The 18600-nt window shown below is 73.3% G+C and carries 18 protein-coding genes; 11 read left to right on the top strand and 7 right to left on the bottom strand.

Annotated features, from left to right (window positions below; genetic code table 11):
• The first annotated feature begins 22 nt into the window (after positions 1-22).
• Together map and ADK86_RS04540 are read left to right on the top strand one after the other, a co-directional pair.
• The gene (map, locus tag ADK86_RS04535) at positions 23-817 is read left to right on the top strand and encodes a type I methionyl aminopeptidase (protein ID WP_234345708.1); all 795 of its coding nucleotides are present in this window, start codon (positions 23-25) and stop codon (positions 815-817) included.
• Positions 818-1038: 221 nt separating this feature from the next.
• Positions 1039-1728 carry a heme oxygenase (biliverdin-producing) gene (locus ADK86_RS04540; RefSeq protein ID WP_053695403.1) on the top strand — a complete coding sequence of 230 codons (690 nt, stop codon included), beginning with the start codon at positions 1039-1041 and terminating at the stop codon, positions 1726-1728.
• 12 nt (positions 1729-1740) lie between these two features.
• On the opposite strand, the gene ADK86_RS04545 is transcribed toward ADK86_RS04540, so the two are convergent.
• The 3 genes from ADK86_RS04545 to ADK86_RS04555 form a co-directional block, all read right to left on the bottom strand.
• Positions 1741-2433, bottom strand: a complete 693-nt coding sequence (locus ADK86_RS04545; protein ID WP_053695404.1) for a PhzF family phenazine biosynthesis protein — start codon at positions 2431-2433, stop codon at positions 1741-1743.
• Positions 2434-2654: 221 nt separating this feature from the next.
• Entirely contained in the window at positions 2655-4271 is a 1617-nt protein-coding gene (locus ADK86_RS45160) for an HtaA domain-containing protein (RefSeq protein WP_053695405.1), read from the bottom strand.
• A 46-nt stretch (positions 4272-4317) separates the two neighbouring features.
• Positions 4318-5757: an HtaA domain-containing protein gene (locus tag ADK86_RS04555; protein WP_053695406.1), complete on the bottom strand. Its 1440-nt coding sequence runs from the start codon at positions 5755-5757 to the stop codon at positions 4318-4320.
• Between the two features lie 139 nt (positions 5758-5896).
• On the opposite strand from ADK86_RS04555, the gene ADK86_RS04560 reads away from it, so the two are divergent.
• From ADK86_RS04560 to ADK86_RS04590, 7 genes are all read left to right on the top strand, one after another.
• On the top strand, positions 5897-6967 hold the full coding sequence (locus ADK86_RS04560) for a heme/hemin ABC transporter substrate-binding protein (RefSeq protein WP_420718822.1): 1071 nt from the start codon (positions 5897-5899) through the stop codon (positions 6965-6967).
• A gap of 1 nt (position 6968) precedes the next feature.
• Positions 6969-8096, top strand: a complete 1128-nt coding sequence (locus tag ADK86_RS04565) for a FecCD family ABC transporter permease (RefSeq protein WP_053695407.1) — start codon at positions 6969-6971, stop codon at positions 8094-8096.
• A complete protein-coding gene (locus ADK86_RS04570) occupies positions 8093-8947 on the top strand; it encodes a heme ABC transporter ATP-binding protein (RefSeq protein WP_053695408.1) in 855 nt (284 codons plus the stop codon). Before ADK86_RS04565 ends, ADK86_RS04570 begins: the two co-directional genes overlap by 4 nt.
• Positions 8948-9180: 233 nt before the next feature.
• A complete protein-coding gene (gene efeO, locus ADK86_RS04575; protein WP_053695409.1) occupies positions 9181-10341 on the top strand; it encodes an iron uptake system protein EfeO in 1161 nt (386 codons plus the stop codon).
• Between the two features lie 19 nt (positions 10342-10360).
• Positions 10361-11713: an iron uptake transporter deferrochelatase/peroxidase subunit gene (gene efeB / locus ADK86_RS04580; RefSeq protein ID WP_078951802.1), complete on the top strand. Its 1353-nt coding sequence runs from the start codon at positions 10361-10363 to the stop codon at positions 11711-11713.
• Between the two features lie 32 nt (positions 11714-11745).
• Positions 11746-12744, top strand: a complete 999-nt coding sequence (efeU, locus tag ADK86_RS04585) for an iron uptake transporter permease EfeU (protein ID WP_053695410.1) — start codon at positions 11746-11748, stop codon at positions 12742-12744.
• The gene (locus tag ADK86_RS04590; protein ID WP_234345706.1) at positions 12731-13594 is read left to right on the top strand and encodes a hypothetical protein; all 864 of its coding nucleotides are present in this window, start codon (positions 12731-12733) and stop codon (positions 13592-13594) included. The genes efeU and ADK86_RS04590 overlap by 14 nt, the downstream gene beginning before the upstream one ends.
• Before the next feature lie 27 nt (positions 13595-13621).
• Here ADK86_RS04590 and ADK86_RS04595 read toward each other — a convergent pair whose 3' ends face one another.
• Positions 13622-14365 (bottom strand): bifunctional DNA primase/polymerase, encoded by a 744-nt coding sequence (locus ADK86_RS04595; RefSeq protein ID WP_030588254.1) that lies wholly within the window; start codon positions 14363-14365, stop codon positions 13622-13624.
• 227 nt (positions 14366-14592) lie between these two features.
• Positions 14593-15189 (bottom strand): TetR/AcrR family transcriptional regulator, encoded by a 597-nt coding sequence (locus ADK86_RS04600; protein ID WP_030370469.1) that lies wholly within the window; start codon positions 15187-15189, stop codon positions 14593-14595.
• A gap of 133 nt (positions 15190-15322) precedes the next feature.
• On the opposite strand from ADK86_RS04600, the gene ADK86_RS04605 reads away from it, so the two are divergent.
• Together ADK86_RS04605 and ddaH are read left to right on the top strand one after the other, a co-directional pair.
• On the top strand, positions 15323-15511 hold the full coding sequence (locus tag ADK86_RS04605; RefSeq protein WP_053695411.1) for a DUF6243 family protein: 189 nt from the start codon (positions 15323-15325) through the stop codon (positions 15509-15511).
• 106 nt (positions 15512-15617) lie between these two features.
• Positions 15618-16454, top strand: a complete 837-nt coding sequence (ddaH, locus tag ADK86_RS04610; protein ID WP_234345707.1) for a dimethylargininase — start codon at positions 15618-15620, stop codon at positions 16452-16454.
• A 3-nt stretch (positions 16455-16457) separates the two neighbouring features.
• Here ddaH and ADK86_RS04615 read toward each other — a convergent pair whose 3' ends face one another.
• Together ADK86_RS04615 and ADK86_RS04620 are read right to left on the bottom strand one after the other, a co-directional pair.
• On the bottom strand, positions 16458-17432 hold the full coding sequence (locus tag ADK86_RS04615; RefSeq protein WP_053695412.1) for a small ribosomal subunit Rsm22 family protein: 975 nt from the start codon (positions 17430-17432) through the stop codon (positions 16458-16460).
• Positions 17433-17486: 54 nt separating this feature from the next.
• Positions 17487-18575: a serine hydrolase domain-containing protein gene (locus tag ADK86_RS04620; protein ID WP_053695422.1), complete on the bottom strand. Its 1089-nt coding sequence runs from the start codon at positions 18573-18575 to the stop codon at positions 17487-17489.
• Between the last annotated feature and the right edge of the window lie 25 nt (positions 18576-18600).

Consider the following 18600-nt stretch of genomic DNA (forward strand, 5'->3'; position numbering starts at 1 on the left):
GCCCCGCCCCGCCCCCGCCTCGATCCCCCGCCCCGAATACGTGGGCAGGCCCGCCCCCACGCCGTACACGGGCCCCGAGGTGCAGGACGCGGAAACGATCGAGCGGATGCGCGTCGCGGGGCGGATCGCCGCCCAGGCGATGGAGGAGGCCGCCAAGCTGATCGCGCCGGGCGTGACCACCGACGAACTGGACCGGGTCGCCCACGAGTTCATGTGCGACCACGGCGCCTATCCCTCCACCCTCGGCTACCGCGGCTTCCCGAAGTCGCTGTGCTCCTCGGTCAACGAGGTCATCTGCCACGGCATCCCGGACTCGACCGTCCTGAAGGACGGCGACATCGTGAACCTGGACGTGACCGCCTACATCGACGGCGTGCACGGCGACAACAACGCCACCTACCTGTGCGGCGACGTGGACGAGGAGTCCAAGCTGCTGGTGGAGCGGACCCGGGAGGCCCTCAACCGGGCGATCAAGGCGGTCAAGCCGGGCCGCCAGATCAACATCATCGGCCGGGTCATCGAGTCGTACGCCAAGCGCTTCGGCTACGGGGTGGTCCGGGACTTCACCGGCCACGGGATCAACACGTCCTTCCACTCCGGGCTGATCGTGCCGCACTACGACAGCCCGCACCACACCACCGACATCAAGCCCGGTATGACCTTCACCATCGAGCCGATGCTGACGCTGGGCACCCACGAGTACGACATGTGGGAGGACGGCTGGACGGTCGTGACGAAGGACCGCAGGCGGACCGCGCAGTTCGAGCACACCCTCGTCGTCACGGACACCGGCGCGGAGATCCTGACGCTTCCGTAGGCCGCACCGTTACGCAGCTTTCCCCAGGCCGGGGCCCGTATGACGGGTCCCGGCCTGAATGCTGCCGTCCCGCTGCGCGCCGGGATCATCGGCGGTAGGGTTTTACCGACAGACTGTCGGGAAGTTTTACCGACAGCCCGTCGGCATCAGGTTGACTTAGGTAAGCCTAACCAACCACAATCTGATCCCGTACGCACCCCATCGGTCCCCGGAGGTCCGTCTTGGCCGCGCCCAGTTCGACCCCGTCCGCGCAGTCCGCCGCAGCGGTGCCGTTCTCCACGCTGATCCGCACCGCCTCGCACGAGCAGCACACGGAGGCCGAGAACTCGTCCTTCATGGGTGACCTGCTCGGCGGCAAGCTCGGCGTCGCGGCCTACCGGCGCTACACCGAGCAGCTGTGGTTCGTCTACCGCGCGCTGGAGGACGCCTCCGAGGCGCTCGCCGACGACCCGGTCGCCGGGCCGTTCATCCGGCCCGAGCTGGCCCGTACGGCGGAGCTGGAGCGCGACCTGGCCCACCTCGGCGGCCCGTCCTGGCGCACGGGCCTGGCACCCCTGCCGGCCACCGCCGCGTACGCCGAGCGCATCACCGAGTGCGCGAGCCGCTGGCCCGCCGGTTACGTCGCGCACCACTACACCCGCTACCTCGGCGACCTCTCCGGCGGCCAGATCATCCGCGGCACGGCCGAGAAGACCTGGGGCTTCGCGCGGAAGGGCGACGGCGTGCGGTTCTACGTCTTCGAGGGCATAGGCAACCCCGCCGCCTTCAAGCGCGAATACCGGCAGCTGCTGGACGCGCTGCCGGTCGACGACCTGGAGAAGCAGCGGGTGGTCGACGAGTGCAAGCGGGCCTTCGCGCTCAACACGGCGGTGTTCCGGGATCTGGGCGCCGAGTTCCCGCTGAGCGCGTGAGCGCGTGAGCCGCTAGGGACGCGGCGGTACGGGCCGCACGCTGCCGCCCAGGGCGATCGTGCCGTCCGGGTACGGCCGCGTGCGGATGCGGGAGCCGGTGCCCTGGCGGATGTCCAGGGCCCGGCCCAGTTCGTGGGTGAGGATGAGCGCCGCGGCGCCCGTGGCCTCGTCCTCCACGATGCCGTCGCCGCGGCGCGGGAAGTAGCGGGCGCGCACGGTGCCCGCGTCCTGGTCCTGCCACGCCCATACGTAGAGCGGGCCTTCGCCGGGCGGCGGCCCGTCCAGCGCGTCCACGTCGGCGGGCGTCGCGTACTCCTCCGTACGGCGCCCCGTCGACCACTCCGGCCGCCCGCGCACCCACACCACGTCCTCCCCGTCGTACACGACCGGCACCGCGCCGGCCGACGGGCGCAGCACGTCCACCGGCCGCCCCAGGCGCCGCAGCAGCCACGCCGTGCCGACCAGGGGATGCCCGGCGAAGGGCAGCCGCACGCTGGGCGTGTGGATGTCGAGCCGTCCGCTGTCCGCGTCGTCGATGAACACCGTCTCGCTGAAGCCGAGTTCGGCGGCGAGCGCTCGGCGCGCGGCCTGATCCGGTACGGCGGCTCCGTCGCGTATGACGCCCAGCGGGTTGCCGCCCCGGCCGTCGGGGCCGCAGAAGACGCGTACTACATGGAGGGCGTGGGCCGGGCGGATCGGGATCATGGCCGTATTCCATCGTGCCCGTGCCCGGGGCGGCCCACCGGGGTGGTTACGGGCGGCGGTCCCCGAACGCCGGAGTACCCGCCGCGCGGAGGCATTGCGCGGCGGGTACGACCGGTCCCGGGGCCCGGGCGCGCCGGTGGGGTGTGGGGAGCGCGGCCCTAGGGGGGAAGCGGGGCCCGGGAAGGTGGGGGGTGGGGTATGGGCGGGGTGGGCCCGGTGATTCAGCGGGTGGCGCGGCGGCGTACGGCGTAGGTGGCGGCGCCGCCCGCCACGATCAGGCCGGCGGCCACGCCCGCCAGCGCGCCGGCCGGCGTCGAGGCACCGGTGGCCGCGAGCGACCCGCCGCCCGTGCCGCCGACGGTGCCGGCGCCGCTGCTGAACGAGGCCGCACCGCTGCCGGACGCACCGGACGAACCCGAGCCCGAGCCCGGTTCCGAACCCGATCCGGTGTTGCCCGCCGGGAGCTGCGCATTCGGATCGACGGAGACGGTGGCCGTCACCGGGTCGAGGGCCTGGCCCGGCTGGTACATGCTCTCGAACGCCTTGGAACCGGCGGCGGTCAGCGTCGCGGGGACGTTCTTGAGGGTGACGACACCGTTCTTGGCGACGAGGGCACCGGACGGGACCTTGAGGTCGGCGAGCGCCATGCCGGCGGTGTTGGTGACCTTGCCGGTGGCGCGGGACTTCGCCGAGACGTCCGCGACCAGCGTGCCCTTGGTGCCGGTGGCCTTGACCTTGAGGTTGCTGAACTTCAGGTCGAGCGCGCCCTCGTGGCCCGTGAAGCGGACCGAGCCGTTGAACTCCGCGGTGAGGGCGGACGTGGCGCCGTCGAACGTGCCGTGCCCCTTCGGGAAGCGGTAACCGGCGGCGGAGGTGGCGGCGCCGCCCGCGAGTTCGGCCTTGCCGTGGGCGATGGGGCCGGTCACATAGTCGCGGAAGGACTTCTTGACGCCCCAGTCGAGGGTGCCGTCGACGATCTTGTCGGAGGCGGCGGCCGGGGACCCGGCTGAGGAGGACGAGGAGGAAGAACTCCCGTTGGTGCGCTTCTTGTCAGAAGTGCCGTGGGTGGCGGGGGTGTTGGGGCTGCCGGAGCCGGAGTCATGGCCGGAGCCCGAGTTGCTCCCCGAGCCCGAGCCCGAGCCGGTGCCCGGCTTCCCCGGCTCCGCGGGCTTCCCCGGCTTCCCCGGCTTCCCCGGCTCCTCCGGCTTGCCGGGCTTGCTCGCCGCCGTCACCGACAGCGTGGCCGGGTCGAGTTCCTGCCCCTCCTTGTACATGCCGTTGAACGCTTCGGCGCCCTTGGCGGTCAGCTTGACGGGGATCTTCGCGAACGTCATCGCGCCGCCCGTGCCGCTCCCCGGCCGCACGCCCGACAGGTCGAGCGAGGCCAGCGCCACGTCGTCCTGGGTCCTGCCCGCCGCCGTGACGTCCGCGGTGATGGCCCCGGTCCTGCCCTTGGTGGCCACCTTGAGGTCCGCCAGTTCGATGTCGAAACCGTGCGCCTTCGAGGTGAAGCGGACGCTGCCCTTGAAGGTGGTGGCGACGGCGTGGGTGCTCATGTCGTACGTGCCGGTGCCGCCCGTGAAGGTGAACGGGCCGTTGTCCGGGGCCTGCCGGGCGCCGTCGGCGGTGGTGATGTCGCCGAGCGCCATGCCCTTGACGTACTTGCGGAAGGATTCCTTGACGCCCCAGTCGAGCGTGCCGTTCTTCAGCTCCAGTTTCGGTGCCGCCGCACCGGCCGCGGGGGCGGCCGTGGCGGTGGTCGGCAGGCACAGGGCCGCGGTGGTGGCGGTGGTGGCGATGGCTGCCGCGAGGGCGAGCGGGCGGCGTATGGCGGCCATGGTCGGTGGCTCTCCTTGGGTGGGGGTGCGGTGGGGTGGGGCGGGGTCAGTCCTGCGGGGGCGCCGTGGATGCGGTACGGCGGCGGGCGCGCAGGACGAGGAACGCGGCGACGGCGACGAGCAGCACGCCGGCCGTGACGAGGAGGGTGACGGTGCGGGCGGAAACCGGGGCGGAGTCGGCGGACGGTGCTGCGGCGGCCGGGGCCTGGTCCGCCCGCTTCCCGTCCCCTGCGGCGGCCTTCGGGTCGGTGCCGAGGTCGGGGAGGGCGGGGAGCGCGGCCTTCTTGTCGACGGCCACGGCGAGCGAGACGGGGTCCATGCCGGTGCCCGCGCTGTACATGCCGCCGAACGCCTTCGCGCCGTCGGCGGTGAGCTTCGCCGGTACTTCGGTGAGGGTGATCAGGCCCTTCTCCGGGGTGAGCCGTTCGGCGTCGAAGGTGGCCAGCGGGGTGTGTGCGCTGCGCGTACCGCCGCTGGTGACATCGGCGGACAGGGTGCCCCGGCCGTCCTTCACCTCGACCGAGACGGCGGTCAGGGTCAGGTCCAGGTTCCTGCCGGTGAAGCGGAGGGTTCCGGCGAAGTCCGCGTGCAAGGTGCCCTTTTCGGCGTCGTACGTGCCCTTGCCGCGCGGGAAGCGGAACAGCGCGCCGCCGTCCTGGGCACCGTCGGAAAGGTGCCAGGAGCCCTTGGCGATGCCGCCGGTGACGTACTCGCGGAAGGTGCGGCGCACGCCCCAGTCGACGGCGGCGTCGGCGAAGGTGCCGCGCGGCGCGTCCGTGTCCTTGCCGTCGTCCGCGGACGGGGTGGCCGTCGGGCTGGGCTCCGCCCCGGCCCGTACGTCCGCCGACAGGCTCACCGGGTCGAGCCGCGTGCCTTCCGTGTAGTACCCCGCGAAGGCCCGCGCGCCCTGCGCGGTCAGCTTCGCCGGGACGTTGGTGAGCGCGATCGGCGTGCCGCCGCCGCGCGTGTCGAGGCCCCCGAGGTCGAGGGTGGCCAGCGGCACCCGGGCGGCTGTGGTGACGCGGCCGGTTCCCTTCTCCTTGCTGGTCATGTCGGCGAAGAGGGTGCCGCGGCTGTCGGCGACGGCGACCTGGGGGCGGCTGATGGTCAGGTCCAGTTCGTACGAGCCGTCCGGCTTGCGGTGGCCGGTGAAGTGGACGCCGCCGGAGAAGCCGGCCGTCAGGGCGCCGCTGTCCGGGTCGTAACCGCCGGTCGCGGAGTGGAAGCGGAACCGGCTGTCGCCGACCGTGGCGGCGCCGCCGGTCAGGTTCCAACTCCCGTGCGCGATGGGCCCGGTGACGTAGGACTGGAAGGAGGATTTGATGCCCCAGTCCAGCCGTCCGCCCGCCACCGTGCGGGCCGCCGCCTGTGCGGTGTCCGCGGGCAGTGCGGGGAGCAGCGTGCCCAGCAGCGCCACCAGGAAAGCGGCGGTGAGCACGCGGGAACGGCCGCGCACGCGGCCGCCGGCCGGTCTGAACGGCAGCATCGGGGACCCCTCCAGGGCTAGCGATTAAGGTAAGGCTAACCTAAGGTGAGCCTGGCCGGATACGGAACCCCGGGAGTCGCCCCGAGCCTCCCCGGCACCACAGGGCCGGCCCAACCGGCGTACGCAGAAAGGCGGGACAGTGACAGCAACCATCCGGGGGCCGGTCCGCCGGCGCCTTCCCCGGGGGCCGGTCCCCCGGCACCTGTCACACCCCGCCGCGGCGCTCGCCGCCGTCCTGGCCTTCGCCCTCGCACTCACCGGCTGCGGCGGCGGCACGGCCGCCGCTCCCCCGGACCGGCCCGCCGCCACCCCCGCCGCCGACCGCGTCGAGCCCCTGTCCGGCCCCGCGCCCCGGCCCGCGCTGCCCGCGACCGTACGGTCCGCCGACGGCCACGACGTGACGGTCCGCAAGGCCGACCGGATCGTGCCGCTCACCGGCTCCCTCTCGGAGATCGTCTTCTCTCTCGGGCTCGGCGGCCGGGTCGTCGCACGCGACATCACCGCCACCTTCGACCAGGCGGAGAAGCTGCCCGTGGTGACCCGCGCGCACGACGTGTCGGCGGAGAACGTGCTGTCGCTCAAGCCGGACGTGGTGCTGGCGGACACCTCCACGGGACCGGCCGAGGCCATCGGCCAGATACGGGAGGCCGGTGTCCCGGTCGTCACGCTCAAGCCCGCGACCCGGCTGGCCGACGTGGACACCCGTATCGACGCGGTGGCGGCGGCACTCGGCGTACCGAAGGCGGGCGACGCGCTCAAGGCGCGCACCGACGAGCGGATCAAGGCCGTCCGGAAGGGCGTTCCGCACGGCGGCGCGGCGGGCGGCCGGCCCCGGGTGGCCTTCCTCTACCTGCGCGGCTCGGCCTCCGTCTACCTCATCGGCGGCGCCGGGTCCGGCGCGGACTCGCTGATCGAGGCGGCGGGCGGCGTCGACGCGGGCAAGGAGTCCGGCCTGAAGAAGGACTTCACGCCGATCACGAGCGAAGCGCTGGCGAAGGCCGCGCCGGATGTGATCCTGGTGATGCGCAAGGGGCTGGAGTCCGTCGGCGGGATCGACGGGCTGGTGAAGATCCCCGGTGTGGCGCAGACACCGGCCGGGATGGACCGGCGGGTGGCCTCCATCGACGACGGCGTACTGCTCAACTTCGGGCCGCGCACGGACACAGTGCTGCGCTCCCTGGCCCAGCAGATCCACACCAAGGGAAAGTGAGATGACGGCACTTCCCCGCGAGGACGCGGCCCCCACCTCACCCCGCGACACCACGGCCGCCACCACCGCGCCCCGCCCGGAAGCCACCCGCGACCGGCCCCGCCGCTCCCGCACCGCCCTCCTCACCACCGCCCTCGCCCTCGCCCTCCTCGCGGGCTGTCTGCTCTCCGCCGGGCTCGGCGCGTACCGCATCCCGCTCGGTGATGTCCTCGGCTCGCTGCTGCACCATCTCGGCCTGGGCGGCGCCGAGTTGGACCGGGTGGGCGAGAGCGTGCTGTGGAACGTGCGGCTGCCGCGCGTCGCCCTCGCGCTGCTCGTCGGCTCCTCGCTCGGCTGCGCGGGCGCCCTCATGCAGGGCGTGTTCGGCAATCCGCTGGCCGAGCCGGGCGTCATCGGCATCTCGTCGGGCGCGGCGGTGGGCGCGGTCGGCGCCATCGCCCTCGGGCTCGGCTTCCTCGGTACGTGGACGGTCCCGGCCTGCGCGTTCGCCACCGGCCTGCTGACCGTACTGATCGTCTACGCGCTGTCCCGCTCCGGCGGCCGCACCGAGGTCGTCACCCTGATCCTCACCGGAATCGCGGTGAACGCCTTCGCGGGCGCGCTGATCGGCCTGTTCCTCTTCTTCGCCGACAACGCGCAGCTCTCGCAGATCACGTTCTGGCAGCTCGGCTCGCTGTCGCAGGCCGTGTGGCCCAAGGTGCTGGCGGTCCTGCCGTGCGCCGTCGCCGGGCTGGCCGTCGCCCCCCTCTACGCCCGCAAACTGGACCTCCTGGCGCTCGGCGAACGCCCGGCCCGGCACCTCGGCGTGGACGTGGAGCGGCTGCGCGTCGTCCTCATCCTGGTCGTCGCCCTGCTCACCGCGGCGGCCGTGGCGGTGGCCGGCGTCATCACCTTCGTCGGCCTGCTCGTACCGCACCTGCTGCGGATGGCGGCCGGCCCCGGGCACCGCTTCCTGATCCCGGGCAGCGCCCTGGGCGGCGCGCTGGTGCTGGTCGTCGCCGACCTCGCCGCGCGCACGGCGGCCCAGCCGGCGGAACTGCCGCTGGGCGTCCTGACCGCCCTGTTCGGCAGCCCGTTCTTCTTCTGGCTGCTGCGCAGGACCCGTCGCAAGCAAGGGGGCTGGGCATGAGCCGCGGCCGGATTCCGCTGCTCGGTACGTGGTTCGCGGGACGCGCCCGTACGCTCCCCGGGCCGGTGCCCGTGGGTACGGCGTACGCGCGGGCCGACGGGCTGGGCGTACGGCTGGGTGCGCGTACCGTGCTGGACGGGGTGGACCTGGAGGTCACCGCGGGCCAGGTGCTGGCGCTCGTCGGGCCGAACGGCGCGGGCAAGTCCACCCTCCTGGCGGCGCTCGCCGCCGACCTGCCCGCCGCCACCGGCGAGATACGCATCGACGGCCGCCCGGCCACCGCCTGGACCGCGCCCGAACTGGCGCTGCGCCGGGCGGTCCTGCCGCAGTCCGCCGCGCTGTCCTTCCCGTTCACGGTGGAGGAGGTCGTGCGGATGGGCCGGGCGCCCTGGTCCGGCACGGAGCGCGAGGACGAGGACGAGGCCGCCGTCGCGGAGGCGATGGCGGCGACCGAGGTGACCGGCTTCGCCGAGCGGCCCTTCTCCGCATTGTCCGGCGGTGAGCGGGCCCGGGTCGCGCTCGCGCGCGTCCTGGCGCAGCGCGCCCCGCTGCTGCTGCTCGACGAGCCGACCGCCGCGCTGGACCTGCGCCATCAGGAACTGGTGCTGCGGCTGTGCCGGGAGCGGGCGGCGGCGGGCGCCGCCGTCGCGGTGGTCCTGCACGACCTGGGGCTGGCGGCGGCGTACGCGGACCGGGCGGCGCTGCTGCACGACGGGCGGATCGCCGCGCAGGGGCCGCCCGCCGAGATGTTCGAGGCCGGGCTGCTGAGCCGGGTCTACCGGCAGCCGGTCGAGGTGATCGGCCACCCGCGCACCGGCACACCACTGGTCATGCCCTTGCGGGAGCGCTGACCCTTACCTTTGCCGGGGCATTGCCCTTCCGTGACCATACCGCCGACCACCCGTGACGGGCCCGTGGCCGGTGAGAGCGGGATCACTGGACAGTACGGGAATTGTTCAGGTAAGCCTCAGATAAGTTAGGTCGGCCTTAGTGGCCGAGCGCCGATCCTGCGCGGTCCCGCACCCTCGTTCCACCGCGGTCCGCGCCCCTGTCCCGTTCCTTCTCCGCACGCCTGGAGCCCCGTATGCGAGCCCTCCGCTCTGCCGCCCTCACCGCCGCCGTGGCCGCGGCCCTCACCACCGCCTCCGGCTGCGCGCAGAAGAGCGACGCGGCGGCGGACGGCGGCGGCGCACAGGACGGCGCGGTACAGGTGACGGCGACGGACGACGGCTGCGCGGTGTCGAAGAAGGAGTTCCCCGCCGGGCATCTGCGGCTCGCCGTCAAGAACAAGGGCACCAAGGTCACCGAGGTGTACGTCTACGCGCCCGGCGACCGCATCGTCACCGAACGGGAGAACATCGGCCCCGGCACCGGCGCGGACATCGTCGCCGAGATCGCGCCCGGCCCCTACGAGATCGCCTGCAAGCCCGGCATGAAGGGCAGCGGCATCCGGCAGAAGGTGACGGCGACCGGCAAGGGCACGGCGCCGGCCCGCGACCCGAAGCTGGACAAGGCGGTGGCCGCGTACCGCACGTACGTCCAGGAGCAGGCCGACCGGACGCTGCCCGAGGCGCGGAAGTTCGCCGAGGCGGTGAAGGCCGGGGACATCGAGGCCGCGAAGAAGGCGTACGCCGTCTCGCGCACCGGCTGGGAGCGCACCGAGCCGGTCGCCGAGTCGTTCGGCGACATCGACCCCAAGGTCGATGTGCGCGCCGACGGCCTGGAGGACGGGCAGCAGTGGACCGGCTGGCACAAGCTGGAGCAGTCCCTCTGGGAGAAGAAGGAGATCACCGCCGACGACAAGAAGCTGGCGGACCGGCTGATCACCGACCTGGAGGACTGGCGAAAGCGCGTCGGCAAGGCCGAGATCACCCCGACCAGCATGGCCAACGGCGCCAAGGAGCTCCTCGACGAGGTCGCCACCGGCAAGGTCACCGGTGAGGAGGAGCGCTACAGCCACACCGACCTGAGCGACTTCCAGGCCAACGTCGAGGGCGCGCAGAAGGCGTACGAGCTGCTGAAGCCGGTCGCCGCCGAGCGCCGCCCGGAGCTCACCAAGGAGCTGGACAAGCAGTTCGCGGCGATCCGCGCGCTGCTGGACCGGCACCGCGACAGCGGCTCCCCCGACGGCTTCGCCGCGTACGACACGGTCGGCAAGGACGAGCGCAAGGAACTGTCCGACGGCGTCAACGCGCTCGCGGAGCCGCTGTCGAAGCTGGCCGCGGCCGTGGCGACCGCCAAGTAACGGCAGGAGGCGGGACGTCATGACGAACGGCGAGACGAAGAAGAGCGGTACCGAAGGCGCGGCGGGTCCGGCGGCGGAAGCCGGTACGGAAGGCGCGTCGGTGCCGGAGGCCGCGCAGCCCCGTACGCCCTCGCGCCGCGCGCTGCTCGGCTGGGGCGGTGCCGGGCTCGCGCTCGGCGCGGTCGCGGCCGGCGGTACGGCGGCGGCACTGCGCACCGGAAGCGACGCGGCGCCCGCCGCGGCAGCCCGGCCCGCCGAGGCCGTGCCCTTCCACGGCGCGCACCAGGCCGGTATCGCCACCGCCGTCCAGGACCGGCTGCACTTCGCGGCGTTCGACGTGAAGACCGACGACCGGGCGGAGCTGATCGCCCTCCTCAAGGAGTGGACGCGGGCCGCCGCGCGGATGACGGCCGGCTCCCAGATCGGCTCCGGCGCCATCGGTTCGCTCGCCGAAGCGCCGCCGGACGACACCGGCGAGGCACTGGGCCTGCCGCCGTCCCGGCTCACCCTCACCTTCGGCATCGGCCCGTCGCTGTTCGAGTCCGGGGGCAAGGACCGCTTCGGCCTGCGGGACCGGCGTCCCGCGGCGCTGGTGGACCTGCCGCGGTTCCCCGGCGACAACCTCGACCCGGCGCGCGGCGGCGGCGACCTGTGCGTACAGGCGTGTGCCGACGATCCGCAGGTCGCCGTGCACGCGATACGCAACCTGGCGCGGATCGGCTTCGGCAAGGTCGCCGTGCGCTGGTCCCAGCTGGGCTTCGGCAAGACCTCCTCGACGACGCCCGACGCGCAGACCCCGCGCAACATGTTCGGCTTCAAGGACGGCACCCGGAACATCGCGGGCACCGACACCAAGGCCCTGGAGCAGCATGTGTGGGTCGGCGCGCGGGACGAGAAGGGCGGCGGCGCGTGGATGGCCGGCGGCTCGTACCTGGTGGCGCGCCGCATCCGGATGCACATCGAGACCTGGGACCGCACCTCGCTGCGCGAACAGGAGGAGATCTTCGGGCGGGACAAGGGCGAGGGCGCCGCGGTCGGACGGAAGAACGAGCACGACGCGCCGCACCTGCCGTCGATGCTGCCGACCTCGCACGTACGCCTGGCGCACCCGGACTCCAACGACGGCATCCGCATCCTGCGCCGCGGCTACTCCTTCACCGACGGCACGGACGGGCTGGGCCGGCTGGACGCGGGCCTGTTCTTCCTCGCCTACCAGCGGGACGTGCGCCAGGGCTTCATCCCCCTCCAGCAGCGGCTGGCGCGCAATGACGCGCTCAACGAGTACATCCAGCACGTGGGTTCGGCGCTCTTCGCGGTCCCGCCGGGCGTCGGCGGGGCCGGCGACTGGTGGGGGCGCGGGCTGTTCGCCTGACGGCGGCACCGTAAGGGAAAGGAAGGACCTCTGTGTTCGGCAACTACTTGATCGGCCTGCGCGAGGGCCTGGAAGCCAGCCTCGTCGTCTGCATCCTGATCGCCTACCTGGTCAAGACCGGCCGGCGGGAGGCGCTGCGGCCGGTGTGGCTGGGCGTGGGCAGCGCCGTCCTGCTGTCGCTGGTGTTCGGTGCCACGCTCCAGTTCGGCTCGCAGACCCTGACGTTCGAGGCCCAGGAGGCGCTCGGCGGCTCGCTGTCGATCATCGCGGTGGGCCTGGTGACGTGGATGGTCTTCTGGATGCGGCGGACCGCGCGGCACCTGAAGAAGGAACTGCACAGCAAGCTGGACGCGGCGCTCGCGATGGGCACGACGGCGCTGGTGGTCACCGCCTTCCTGGCGGTGGGGCGCGAGGGCCTGGAGACGGCGCTGTTCATCTGGGCGGCGGCGAGCAGCGCGGACGACGGCTGGCGCCCGCTGGCGGGCGCCCTGCTGGGGCTGCTGACGGCGGTGGCCCTGGGGTGGCTGTTCTACCGCGGCGCCGTGCGCATCAATCTGGCGAAGTTCTTCACCTGGACCGGCGGGATGCTCGTGGTGGTCGCCGCGGGCGTGCTGGCGTACGGCTGCCACGACCTCCAGGAAGCGGGGCTGCTGCCGGGCCTGTCCACGAAGGCGTTCGACCTGGGCGACGCCTACGAGGCGGACAGCTGGTACGGCACGCTGCTCAAGGGTGTCTTCAACTTCCAGCCCGACCCGACCGTCCTCCAGGTCACGGTGTGGGCGCTGTATCTGGTCCCCACGCTGGCCCTGTTCCTCGCCCCCGGTAGGGTTGCGCCGAATCGTGCCACCCCGGCGGCCGCCCAGGCCGCCCCGGCCCCGGTCGCCCCGAAGGAGCCCGAGCCCCATGACACGCAGGTCGCCGTTCCGGGTGCCCGTGACGCTGACCGCCGCGAGCGCGGCGCTGCTGACGCTGAGCGGGTGCATGACCGTGCACGGCGAACGGGAGATGCTGCCGGCGGTGTCGAAGGCTGAGGCCGCCACGGCGCTCAAGCAGTTCGTCGACGGGTTCAACGCGTCCAACAGCAAGCTGGACCCGAAGGTGAACCCGACGTACGAGACGGAGTCGCTGCTCGCCGTCGACCAGGCGCTCACCAAGGCGGGGCACGCGGTCAGCCCGCAGGGCAACCCCAAGTTCCCGCCGCTGACGCTGACCAGCCCGCACTTCGCCGTGCCCAGGCAGGCGGGCTGGCCGAAGGTGTTCCTCGCGGACGCGGTCAGCAACCGCAACAACACACGGTGGTTCGTGGTGTTCACCCGTGACGCGGTGGGTGCCAAGTGGAAGGCGAGCTACCTCTCGGCGCTGAGCGACAACCAGGTCCCGCAGTTCAAGACGGACCCGGACGGCTACGCCGAGGTGGTGCCGGCCGATGCCGAGGACTCCGGGCTGAAGATCGCGCCGGGCGAGCTGGGCAAGGCGTACGCGACGTATCTGAACACCGGCAAGGGCGAGGTGTTCGCGCCGGGGCCGCACACCGACCGGTGGCGCACGCTGCGCGAGCAGCAGGGCCGGCAGCCGGGTTCCCGTATCCAGTACGAGGACCAGCCGTCCGATTACGCGCCGGTCGCGCTGCGCACCAAGGACGGCGGGGCGCTGGTCTTCTTCTCGACGTACTACCACCAGCAGAAGACCGTCTCCGAGGGGTCGCGGATCAACATCCCCCCGGAGATAAAGGGGATCATGGACGGCCCGGCGAAGTCGTCCAACCGGATGACCTTCACGACCCTGTCGGAACAGGTGGTGAAGGTCCCGGCCGCGGGCACCGCGCAGAAGGTCGCCTTCCTCCACCGGCTGGAGGCGAAGACGTCCGCCAAGTCGCTGTAGCGGACGGCACCCGGCGGTGCCGCCGGATCAGCGGCCGATGGGCCAGGCCGCCGCTTCGTGGTCGTGGTCGTGCTGGTCGGCGTACTCGGCGCAGGCGTCGGTGAGCGATTCCAGCAGGGTCAGCGGGTCGGGCACCGGCCGCTCGGGGCCGCGCAGCCAGGACACCGCGGGCTGGTCGCCGGGCAGCCGGGAGGGCGGCAGGAGGACGTAGCTGCCGCGGCAGTGCCAGCGCAGGCCCGGATGCTCGTCCATGGTCTCCGGATGGCAGTCCAGCTCGCACGGCCACCACTCGTCCTCGTCGTCCGGGGTGCCGCGGGTGGCGGTGAAGAACAGCATCCGGCCCTCGCCGTACGCCGCGCCGCTCAGCGCGACCGGGCCGACCTCGACACCGGCCGCCTCCAGGCGCTCCAGCGCGCTGCGGCCCGCCTCGGCGGGGACGTCCAGCACGTCGTGGGCGATGCCGGTGGCGGTGATGAAGTTGGCCTGCGGATACGCGCGCGCCCAGCCGGCGACCTTCTCCCGGTCGGTGCTGGCGACGGTCTGCCAGCCGAAGGAGACGGGGTGCCGGCCGGGCGTGGGGCAGCCGATGCGCTCACAGGAACAGCCGTAGCCGGAGGGGTGGGCGGCCGGGGCGAGGGGGAAACCGGCGTCGGCGACCGCCAGCAGCAGGTCCTCGCGGCTCTGCGCCGCTGATCCCGTGTCCGTATCGCCGCCGTCCGAACCGCTCCTCGGCCGGCGAAGCCACTGGGAGAACCTGCTCTTGCGTTCCATCTATCCCCTCACTTCGAGCGGTGGTCTGGGATCAATGCTGCCACCATCCTCCTCCTCGGGTGACCGGAGTACCGATCCGGGGTGGCCGAAGAACGGGCAAATGCCAGCATTACGTCCGTTATCCACCCCCATTCGTTCTTCTTCCTTTACCTTCCGCTCCCCCGCGATACCCCCGCCCCTCATCCGGGTGTGCCGGACTCCCGCGCGCGGCGCGCGGGGCCGCCGTGTCAGGCGCGGGGCCGCAGCCCGGCGAGGGCCAGGTCGACCAGCGTGTCCACGTACGCGTACGTCAGCTCGCCGGTCCGCATCAGCCAGCGCTGCGTGAAGGGGCCCAGCACCATTTCGGTCGCCACCCGCACGTCCACGTCCGCCCCGATCTCGCCCCTCTCCTGGGCGGCCCGCATCCGCTTCACATAGACCTGGATGCCGGGCTCCAGCAGCCGTTCGACGAACCGGGCCGACAGCTCCGCGTCGTTCGCGCCGGCCACCGCGAGCGCGCGGTAGGGGGCCTGCCACTTCTCGTCGGTGAACTCGTCGACGGAGGCCCGCAGGACGAACTTGAGGTCGGCGGCGAGATCACCGGTGTCCGGCAGCCCGGCCTCGTACCCCTCGACGTCCTGGGTGAAGGCGTCCAGCAGGACGGCGGCCTTCGAGGGCCACCAGCGGTAGATCGTCTGCTTGCCGACGCCGGCGCGGGCGGCGATGCCCTCGATCGTCAGCTTGTTGTAGCCGACCTCGCCGACCAGGGCGAGGGCCGCGTCGTAGATGGCACGGCGGGAGCGTTCGCTGCGGCGCGTGGAGTCGGGCGGTGTCTTGTTGGCCATGGGGCAACCCTACCGACGGATGAGGCGAGACGTATCGTCTTGACAAGACGCAACGTCTCGTCGCAGACTTGCTCTCGAACGAGACGAACCGTCTCGTTAGTCAGTGGACGCACCGGACGAAGGAGACGACCCCATGAGCAAGGGAAACGCGGGCGGCATGCTCGGCGTCGGCGGCACCCGCAGCAAGCTCTCCCGCGGCACGCTGCGCGGCGGCCGGGGCGGCGGCGGGGTCGGCGGCGGCACCGACCCGATGGCGCAGCGGCGCGCCCTGCTGCGCAAACTCCAGGAGCAGCGCGGCGACGGGCAAACCCGTCAGGGGTGAAAACCACCCGAACGGATCACTGCGGAACGGCTCCTCCCGGTGGACGATTTGAGCGCGTACGTGTCCCGTACGCATCCCGCGTCCCGTCCACCGTGAGGAGCCTTCCTTGCGTACACCCCGGCGCAGCGCCCGGCCCCGGCGCTATCTGATGTGCCCGCCGACCCACTTCAAGGTCAGCTATTCCATCAACCCCTGGATGGACCCGGACAAACCCGTCGATCTGCCGCTGGCACTCGCCCAGTGGGAGGTGCTGCGCGACCGCTACCGCGCGCTCGGCCACACCGTGGAGGAGCTGCGGCCCCGCCCCGACCTGCCGGACATGGTCTTCGCGGCCAACGGCGCCACCGTCGTGGACGGCCGGGTGCTCGGCGCGCGGTTCGCCTTCGAGGAGCGGCGCGGCGAGGCCGCCGTACACGCCGCGTGGTTCCGGGACCACGGCTTCGCGGAGGTCCGCGAGCCGCAGAACGTCAACGAGGCGGAGGGCGACTTCGCGGTCACCGCCTCCTGGCTGCTGGCCGGGCGCGGCTTTCGCAGCAGTCCGCTCTCGCACGCCGAGGCGCAGGAGTACTTCGGCCGCCCGGTGATCGGCCTGGACCTGGTCGACCCGCGCTACTACCACCTCGACACGGCGCTGTGCGTGCTGGACGACACGACGGACTCGGAGGTCATGTACTACCCGGGCGCGTTCTCGGCGGGCAGCCGTGCGGTGCTGGCCCGGCTGTTCCCGGACGCGCTGATCGCCTCGCGCGCCGACGCGGAGGCGTTCGGGCTGAACGCGGTCAGCGACGGCCGGCACGTCCTGCTCCCGCAGGCCGCGGTGGGGCTGTTCGAGCCGCTGCGGGAGCGCGGGTACGAGCCGGTCGGCATGGACCTGACCGAGCTGCTCAAGGGCGGCGGCAGCGTCAAGTGCTGCACGCAGGAGCTGCGGCCCGCGCCCGCGTAGGAGTCAGCCGGCCGGCTCCCAGGCGTCGCCCCACTCGGCGTCGCGGGCGGCCTTGTAGCGCTCGCCGTGCCGCTTGGTGACCGTGTCGCGCCGCAGTCCCTGCTCCGTGCAGAGGTCCAGCAGGACCTGGCCCTTGCGGAGCTGGGGCCTGCGGACGATACGGGCCGTGGGAGCACCGGCCGGGGACCCGTCGGCCACCTCCGGCCGCACCGCCGCGACATAGCTGAACTTCTCGTCCTCGTACGGCAGCGAACCGCCCTTGACCTGCCGGTGCAGCGAGGAGCGGGCCACCCGCGCGGACATGTGGCACCAGTCCTCGCCCGGCGCGATCGGGCAGGCGCCGCTGTGCGGGCACGGCGCGACGACGCGCAGCCCGGCGTCCGTGAGCTGCTCGCGCGCCTCGCGGATGCGCAGATAGCCGTCCGGGGTGCCGGGCTCGATCAGCACGACGGCCTGCGCCCCGGCCGCGGCGGCGACGACGGCGCGGCGGTCCTGCGGGCGCAGCTCGCCGAGTACGTAGGAGACGGTGACCAGGTCGGTGCCCTCGGGGACGGTCATGCCCGCGCCGATGACGCGGCGCTGCCAGTCGGTCTCCGGCAGCACGCCGGCGGCCAGCTCGCGGCCCAGGTCCAGGGCCGGTTCGGCCCAGTCGTAGACGGTCGTGCGGTGGCCGGACCAGGTGGCCGCGACGGCCCAGCTCGCGGCGCCGGTGCCGCCGCCGATGTCCACATGGGTGGCGGGCGACCACTGCGGCAGCCGCGCCGCGAAGGCGTCCAGGGCGTGGCGTACGGCCTCGAAGGTCGCGGGCATCCGGTAGGCGGCGTACGCGGCGACATCGGCGCGGTCCCGGAGCACCGGGGCGTCGGTCGGGGTCCGGCCGCGGTAGTTGGCGATCAGCCGGTCGACGGCCCGCGCGGCCTGCGTGGGCGGCAGGCCGTCGAGCAGGCCGGCCAGTGCGGCGCGCAGTTCGTCGTGCATTCCGGCAATTTTACGGGGCCGGTGTGACAGCCGTGCCGTAGCGCCCGTACGCCCCTAACCGAACGCCTGGCTGCCCGCCCGCGCCGCCCGCGCCAGCCGGGTCGCGGCCGCCGCCCGCGGCGCGCTGCCCGCCTCGCGCCGCCGCGGGTGCACCGTGTTGGCCAGCAGCACCAGGAACGTGTCGGTCGCCCGGTCCAGCACCAGGCTCGTCCCGGTGAACCCGGTGTGCCCGGCCGCGCCGCGCCCCGCCAGCTCGCCCATGAACCACGGCTGGTCCACGCCGAAGCCGAGCCCCGGCGGGTCCAGCAGCAGCGCCACCGACTCCGCGCCGAGGATGCGGGCCGTGCCGTACGCGCCCCCGTTCAGCAGCGTCCGGCACAGCACCGCCAGGTCCTGCGCCGTGGAGAACAGCCCCGCGTGCCCGGCGACACCGCCCAGCGCCCACGCGTTCTCGTCGTGCACCGCGCCGCGCACCATGCCGCGGTCCGCCTTGGCCCACGGCCGCCGCTGGTCCTCCGTCGCGGCGACGCCCGCCGGGGCCAGCGGCCCGTACGAGGTGCTGGTCATGCCCAGCGGGCCGGTGATCCCCTCGGCCACCAGGGCGTCCAGCGGCTGCCCGGTGAGCCGTTCGAGGATCAGCTGGAGGGCGATGAGGTTGAGGTCGGAGTAGCGGTACGGGCCGCCGGGCGGCGCGGCGGGCGCGGCGGCCTCCTCCCACAGCAGGGCGAGTTGGGCCGCGCGCCCGCGCCGCTCGTAGAAGGGCAGTTCCGGGCGCAGGCCCGAGGTGTGGGTGAGCAGGTGGCGGACGGTGATCCCGGGGGCGAAGCCCGGCAGCCACCGGCCCGCCCCGGCGGCGAGGTCCAGGCGGCCCCGCTCGGCCTGCTGCACGGCCACGATCGCGGTGTACAGCTTGGTCAGCGAGGCCAGGTCGAAGACGGTGCCGACGCGCATCGGCTCCCAGTGGTCGCGGGGCAGCTCCACGCCCCGGTCGCGCTCCGGGTCGTAGGCGGCGTAGCGCAGCGCCCAGCCCGCCGCCTCCTCGGCGGCGACCACCGGGCCGCGCCCGGCGAGCACCACCGCGCCCGCGCACCAGGGCGCGGGCCCTTCGGTCGCCTCGCGTACCCCCTGCACGAGGCGGTGCATCCACGCGGGGTCGAGCCCCGCGCGG

Origin of the sequence: Streptomyces sp. NRRL F-5755, from assembly GCF_001279365.1 — a bacterium.
Classification (GTDB): domain Bacteria; phylum Actinomycetota; class Actinomycetes; order Streptomycetales; family Streptomycetaceae; genus Streptomyces; species Streptomyces rimosus.

Bases quoted from the DNA above. Each gene is read 5' to 3' on its own strand.
- ADK86_RS04545 (WP_053695404.1), bottom strand. From the start codon at position 2,433: ATGATCCCGATCCGCCCGGCCCACGCCCTCCATGTAGTACGCGTCTTC.
- ADK86_RS04620 (WP_053695422.1), bottom strand. From the start codon at position 18,575: ATGCACCGCCTCGTGCAGGGGGTACGCGAGGCGACCGAAGGGCCCGCG.
- ADK86_RS04595 (WP_030588254.1), bottom strand. From the start codon at position 14,365: ATGGAACGCAAGAGCAGGTTCTCCCAGTGGCTTCGCCGGCCGAGGAGC.
- efeO (WP_053695409.1), top strand. From the start codon at position 9,181: ATGCGAGCCCTCCGCTCTGCCGCCCTCACCGCCGCCGTGGCCGCGGCC.
- ADK86_RS04570 (WP_053695408.1), top strand. From the start codon at position 8,093: ATGAGCCGCGGCCGGATTCCGCTGCTCGGTACGTGGTTCGCGGGACGC.
- ADK86_RS04565 (WP_053695407.1), top strand. From the start codon at position 6,969: ATGACGGCACTTCCCCGCGAGGACGCGGCCCCCACCTCACCCCGCGAC.
- ADK86_RS45160 (WP_053695405.1), bottom strand. From the start codon at position 4,271: ATGGCCGCCATACGCCGCCCGCTCGCCCTCGCGGCAGCCATCGCCACC.
- ADK86_RS04615 (WP_053695412.1), bottom strand. From the start codon at position 17,432: ATGCACGACGAACTGCGCGCCGCACTGGCCGGCCTGCTCGACGGCCTG.
- ADK86_RS04555 (WP_053695406.1), bottom strand. From the start codon at position 5,757: ATGCTGCCGTTCAGACCGGCCGGCGGCCGCGTGCGCGGCCGTTCCCGC.
- efeB (WP_078951802.1), top strand. From the start codon at position 10,361: ATGACGAACGGCGAGACGAAGAAGAGCGGTACCGAAGGCGCGGCGGGT.
- ADK86_RS04600 (WP_030370469.1), bottom strand. From the start codon at position 15,189: ATGGCCAACAAGACACCGCCCGACTCCACGCGCCGCAGCGAACGCTCC.
- ADK86_RS04605 (WP_053695411.1), top strand. From the start codon at position 15,323: ATGAGCAAGGGAAACGCGGGCGGCATGCTCGGCGTCGGCGGCACCCGC.